The organism is Dietzia sp. Cai40 (assembly GCF_014145165.1).
Lineage (GTDB): Bacteria > Actinomycetota > Actinomycetes > Mycobacteriales > Mycobacteriaceae > Dietzia > Dietzia natronolimnaea.
On the sequence record NZ_JAALEB010000328.1, the window covers coordinates 1 to 5316 of the forward strand.

Annotated in this window: 5 protein-coding genes and 1 riboswitch; of the genes, 2 read left to right on the forward strand and 3 right to left on the reverse strand. The window is 69.9% G+C overall.

Annotated features, from left to right (window positions below; all coding sequences use genetic code 11):
- Positions 1–30: 30 nt before the first annotated feature.
- Genes G6022_RS12585 through G6022_RS12595 form a run of 3 tightly spaced genes read right to left on the reverse strand, consistent with a single transcriptional unit; the run spans position 31 to position 2980 of the window.
- The gene (locus G6022_RS12585; protein WP_179524716.1) at positions 31–468 is read right to left on the reverse strand and encodes a hypothetical protein; all 438 of its coding nucleotides are present in this window, start codon (positions 466–468) and stop codon (positions 31–33) included.
- Positions 465–1634 (reverse strand): homoserine O-acetyltransferase, encoded by a 1170-nt coding sequence (locus G6022_RS12590; RefSeq protein ID WP_182639151.1) that lies wholly within the window; start codon positions 1632–1634, stop codon positions 465–467. The genes G6022_RS12585 and G6022_RS12590 overlap by 4 nt, the downstream gene beginning before the upstream one ends.
- A gap of 11 nt (positions 1635–1645) precedes the next feature.
- Entirely contained in the window at positions 1646–2980 is a 1335-nt protein-coding gene (locus G6022_RS12595; RefSeq protein WP_182639153.1) for a PLP-dependent transferase, read from the reverse strand.
- Positions 2981–3032: 52 nt separating this feature from the next.
- Positions 3033–3148, reverse strand: a riboswitch (SAM riboswitch).
- A gap of 157 nt (positions 3149–3305) precedes the next feature.
- Between G6022_RS12595 and G6022_RS12600 the strand changes: the two genes are divergently transcribed.
- Positions 3306–4523, forward strand: coding sequence for an NADP-dependent isocitrate dehydrogenase (locus G6022_RS12600; RefSeq protein WP_182639155.1), 1218 nt, complete (start codon positions 3306–3308; stop codon positions 4521–4523).
- Between the two features lie 79 nt (positions 4524–4602).
- Positions 4603–5316, forward strand: a 714-nt coding sequence (locus tag G6022_RS12605) for a bile acid:sodium symporter (RefSeq protein ID WP_182691673.1), incomplete at its 3' end; no start/stop codon positions are given.

Sequence of the window (5316 nt, forward strand, 5' to 3'; positions counted from 1 at the left end):
AGGTCAGCTCCGGACCAGGTCAGCTCCGGACTAGGTCAGTCGCAGGGGGACGCCCTCGCGGACGTGGTCGCGGACGCCGTCCGAGGCGAGCAGCACCCCCATCGCCACCAGCGCGCACAGCGAGAGCACGCTCCCCAGCACCGAGATGAACGTGACGCTGTCGACCACCATCCGCGCGAGCGAGCTCACGACGAGCAGCGCCACCGCCACCGCGATGACGACGCGGGCCGCACGGTGGGCGCGCCACAGCAGCACCGCGCCCACGATCAGCAGCACCCCCAGCGCCAGCGACGACGCGGCGGTCACCGCCATCGGCCCGTACTCGGTGGTGTCGCCGCCGCCGCTGGCCGTGGCGGTGATCCCCAGCAGCGTGGCGAAGCCGATGGCCACGCCGATGATGCCGAGCCCCACTGCCAGTCCCGTCAGGCCGAGGGCGGCGGGCCGGGGGCTGTGATCGCGGTCGGTCATGCATGTCCTCGGGTTCGGTCGGGGGATCCCTGTGCGGCGAGTTCGAGCGTCCTGGCGAGCATGGGGCCCACCACGTCGGACTCGGTGAGGAAGCCGTCGTGACCCGCCGGGCTGTCGATCACCACCAGTGGATCGGCGCCGGGCAACAGCGCGGCGAGCTCCTCCTGCTGGCGCAGGGGATAGAGGCGGTCGGTGGTCACCCCGCCGATCACACAGGGAACGGGACAGGAGCGCAGGGCCTGTTCGACCCCGCCTCGTCCCAGGCCCACGTCGTGACGGTTGAGTGCGTCGGTGAGCAGGACATAGGTGCAGGCGTCGAAGCGGGAGACGAGCTTGCCGGCCTGGTGGTCGAGGTAGGACTGCACGGCGAAGCGCCCCGACATCGACAGGTCCTCGCCCCGGGGGTCCTCACCGGGTTGCGGACGGTTGGCGAACCGCTCGTCCAGTTCCAGCTCTCCCCGGTAGGACAGGTGCGCGATGCGACGGGCGATCCCGAGTCCGGCGACGGGGGTGCGGCCGGTGCCGTGGTACCCGCCCTGCTGCCAGTGGGGGTCGGAGGTCACGGCCATGATCTGCGCGGTCTGCACCCCGATCTGGTCCGCGGAGGCGCGCGCCCCGACCGCGAGGACACAGCCCGCCCGGACGCGGTCCGGATGGGTGACCATCCACTCGAGGGTCCTGGCCCCGCCCATGGAACCGCCGACCACCGCGGCCCACCGCTCGATCCCCAGCAGGTCGGCCAGGACCCGCTCGGCCTCCACCATGTCGCGGACGGACACGGCCGGGAAGCGGGCGCCCCAGTAGTGGCCGTCGGGGTGCAGTGAACTGGGGCCCGTCGACCCCCGACACCCGCCGAGCACGTTGACCGACAGCACGCAGTAGCGGTCGGTGTCCAGCGGCAGCCCGGGCCCGACGAGTCCGTTCCACCACCCGGGCGTCGGGTGGAGCGAGTCCACGGAGCCGACCACGTGGGAGTCCCCGGTCAGCGCGTGTTCGACCAGGACGATGTTGGACCGGTCCTCCGAGATCCGGCCCCACCGCTGCACCGCGAGGGTCACCCCCGGGAGGACGACACCCGTGACCAGCGTGAGGTCGCCGATGGCGACACGGCCGAGGGTGCCGTCGCCCGGGGGCAACAGCGCGAGTGGATCGGTGGGGCGGACCATGCGGGCGGACGTCAGGAGAGCGCGGCGAAACCGAGCTCGAGGTCACCGATGATGTCGTCGACGGCCTCGATGCCCACCGACAGACGGACGGTCGCCGTGGTGACCCCGGCGATCGCGTTGGCCTCGGGCGTGCCCTGGGAATGGGTGGTGGTGGCCGGGTGGCACACCAGCGACCGGACGTCGCCGATGTTGACCAGGCACGAGTGCAGTTTGAGCGCGTCGATGAACGTCCACGCCCTCGCCTTGATGTCCTCCTCGGACGCGCCCTGCGGCACCGCGAGGTCGAACGTGACGATCGCGCCCGCACCCTTGGGGGACAGCGTCTTCTGCAGCGCGTTGTACGGCGAGGAGGCCAGGCCGGCGTACTGGACGCCCGCCACGTCCTCGCGCGCCTCGAGCCACTCGGCCACCCGCTGCGCGTTGGACACATGGCGCTCGATGCGCAGGCTCAGGGTGTCGATGCCCTGGACCAGGGTCCACGCGTTGAACGGGGAGGCCGCCGCGCCGGTGTCGCGCAGGAGCGTCACGCGGGCCTTGAGCGCGAGGGCGGGCGCCCCGAGGTCGGCGTAGACCAGACCGTGGTACGCGGGATCCGGGGTGGTGAAGGACGGGAACACGTCCTGCCCGTCCCGCTGCACGCGCCAGTCGAACTTCCCGCCGTCGACCAGGACGCCGCCGAGGGAGGCGCCGTGGCCGCCGAGGTACTTGGTGGCCGAGGAGACGACGACATCCGCCCCCAGCTCCAGCGGGCGGATGAGGTACGGGGTGGCCACCGTGTTGTCGATGACGAGCGGAACCTGGTTGCGGTGCGCGACCTCGGCGATCGCCGGGATGTCGAGGATGTCGTTCAGCGGGTTCGAGATGGACTCGCCGTAGAACAGCTTGGTGTCCGGCCGTACCGCCGCCTGCCAGGAGGCGGGGTCGTCCGGGTTCTCCACGAACGTGGTCTCGATGCCGTACTTGGGCAGCGTGTGCCGGAGCAGGGTGTCGGTACCGCCGTAGAGGCGGGGGGAGGCCACCACGTGGCCACCGGACTGCGCGATCGCCTGGATGACCGCGGTCTCGGCGGCCTGGCCGGACGCGAAGAGCAGCCCGGCGACGCCGCCCTCGAGCGACGCGATGCGATCCTCCGCGGCGGCGACCGTGGGGTTGGTGATCCGGGTGTAGATCGGGCCCATCTCGGCGAGCGCGAACCGGTCCGCGGCCTGCTTGGCGTCCGCGAAGACGTACGAGGTGGTCTGGTAGATCGGCAGATTGCGCGCACCGGTGTCGGAGTCGACGGGCTGGCCGGCGTGGATCTGGCGGGTCTCGAAGGCCCAGTCGGGATTGCTGTTGTCGTACGTCATAGGGGCGGAGCCCCTCCTCTCGTCAGAAGGGTCCGGCCGCTTGACGACAGCGGACCCGCGCTTGCCTGTCACCCGGGTGGGTGGTGGCCAGGTCGTCTCCCGGGGCACCCCACCGCGGTGGAGGGTTGCCGTCCAGCGAGCCGGGGCTTGTCGCTGGAACTCATGACCTGGGGAGAGGTTAGCCTAAGCCGCTCGGCGGCGGCAACGAGGGGTAACGGTGCGGAGCGGTCTCTGGTGGGACCGGACGAATCCGTAAGATGAGGCGCACATCACACTACCGTCGACGGCGCGGGCCCCAGAAGGGCGAGCGGGGAGAGAGGGTCCGATGTCCAGGATCAAGGTGGAGGGGACGGTCGTCGAGCTCGACGGCGACGAGATGACCCGCATCATCTGGAAGTTCATCAAGGACGAACTCATCCATCCCTACCTGGACGTGGACCTCGAGTACTACGACCTCGGCATCTCCAGCCGTGATGCCACGGACGACCAGATCACCGTGGACGCCGCCAACGCCATCAAGAAGCACGGGGTGGGGGTCAAGTGCGCCACCATCACCCCGGACGAGTCCAGGATGGAGGAGTTCGGTCTCAAGCGGATGTACCGCTCGCCGAACGGCACGATCCGCAACATCCTCGGCGGGACGATCTTCCGCGCACCGATCATCATCTCCACCGTCCCCCGCCTGGTGCCCGGCTGGACCAAGCCGATCATCGTCGGCCGGCACGCCTTTGGCGACCAGTACCGCGCCACCGACTTCAGGGTGCCCGGAGCGGGCACTGTCACCATCACCTACACGCCGGCCGACGGTTCCGAGCCGATCGAGCACGAGATCGTCGAGATGCCGGACGACGGCGGTGTGGTCATGGGGATGTACAACTTCACCGAGTCGATCGCGGATTTTGCACGCGCCTCGTTCAACTACGGCCTGCAGCACGACTACCCGGTGTTCCTGTCCACCAAGAACACGATCCTCAAGGCCTACGACGGCGCGTTCAAGGACATCTTCCAGGACGTCTTCGACCGCGAGTTCAAGGCGGATTTCGACGCCGCCGACCTGACCTACGAGCACCGACTCATCGACGACATGGTCGCCTCCGCGCTCAAGTGGGAGGGCGGGTACGTCTGGGCCTGCAAGAACTATGACGGCGACGTGCAGTCCGACACGGTGGCCCAGGGCTTCGGCTCGCTCGGCCTGATGACCTCGGTCCTGCTCACTCCGGACGGGAAGACCTGCGAGGCCGAGGCCGCGCACGGGACGGTCACCCGCCACTTCCGGCGGCACCAGCAGGGCGAGCCCACCTCCACCAACCCGATCGCGTCGATCTTCGCCTGGACCCGCGGGCTCGAGCACCGGGGCACTCTCGACAACACCCCCGAGGTCATCGAGTTCGCGCACCAACTCGAGGACGTCGTCATCTCGACCGTCGAGGGCGGCCAGATGACCAAGGATCTCGCCCTCCTGGTCGGCGAGGACCAGGACCACCTCACCACCGAGGATTTCCTCGCCGCCCTGGACCAGAACCTCAGGAGGGCTCGCGCCTGAGCGGCTACGGTGTCGGACAGTGGTCCATCTCACATGAGGGCCGCCGTCCGCCGACCCGCGAGCACCCGAGGAGCACCACGTGGACCAGAGTCCCCTGATCGACATAGGCCTGCCCGTCGCGCTGGCGATCATCATGGTCGGCATCGGGCTCAGCCTGACCAAGGAGGACTTCGCGGTCCAGGCCAGGTCGCCGTGGGCCACGATCGTCGGACTGTTCGGCCAGCTGGTCCTGGTGCCGCTGACGGGCGTGGTCGTGGCCCTGGTCTTCGGGCTCCCCGCGATGCTGGCCCTCGGCGTCGTCCTGGTCGCGGCGACCCCCGGCGGGGCGACGTCCAACCTCATCACCTATCTGGCCCGCGGCAACGTCGCGCTGTCGGTCATCCTCACCGCCCTGACCTCCGTGGCCGTGATCCTCACGCTGCCGATGTGGTTCGGTATCGGCGCGCGGGTCATCCCGGGGGCCTCCGACGCCGAGGTGACCGTCCCGCTCGGCCAGACCTTCGGGCTCCTCCTGGGTGTCATCCTCATCCCGGTCCTTCTCGGCATGCTCCTCCGCGCGAGGAGGCCCGCCCTGGCCGCCCGCATCGAGCGCTTCGTGGGCATCGTCGGACTCGTCGTCCTGGTGCTGCTCATCGTGGGCATCGTGCTCGGCGAGAGGGACCGCATCGTCGACCTCGTCGTGGCCGTGGGACCCGCGGTCGTCGTCCTGAACCTGGCTCTGATCGTGGTGGGCGGACTGCTCGCCTGGGTGTGCCGTCTGCGCCGCGCCGAGCAGATCGCGATCGCGGTCGAG

Bases quoted from the DNA above. Each gene is read 5' to 3' on its own strand.
- G6022_RS12585 (WP_179524716.1), bottom strand. From the start codon at position 468: ATGACCGACCGCGATCACAGCCCCCGGCCCGCCGCCCTCGGCCTGACG.
- G6022_RS12590 (WP_182639151.1), bottom strand. From the start codon at position 1,634: ATGGTCCGCCCCACCGATCCACTCGCGCTGTTGCCCCCGGGCGACGGC.
- G6022_RS12595 (WP_182639153.1), bottom strand. From the start codon at position 2,980: ATGACGTACGACAACAGCAATCCCGACTGGGCCTTCGAGACCCGCCAG.
- G6022_RS12600 (WP_182639155.1), top strand. From the start codon at position 3,306: ATGTCCAGGATCAAGGTGGAGGGGACGGTCGTCGAGCTCGACGGCGAC.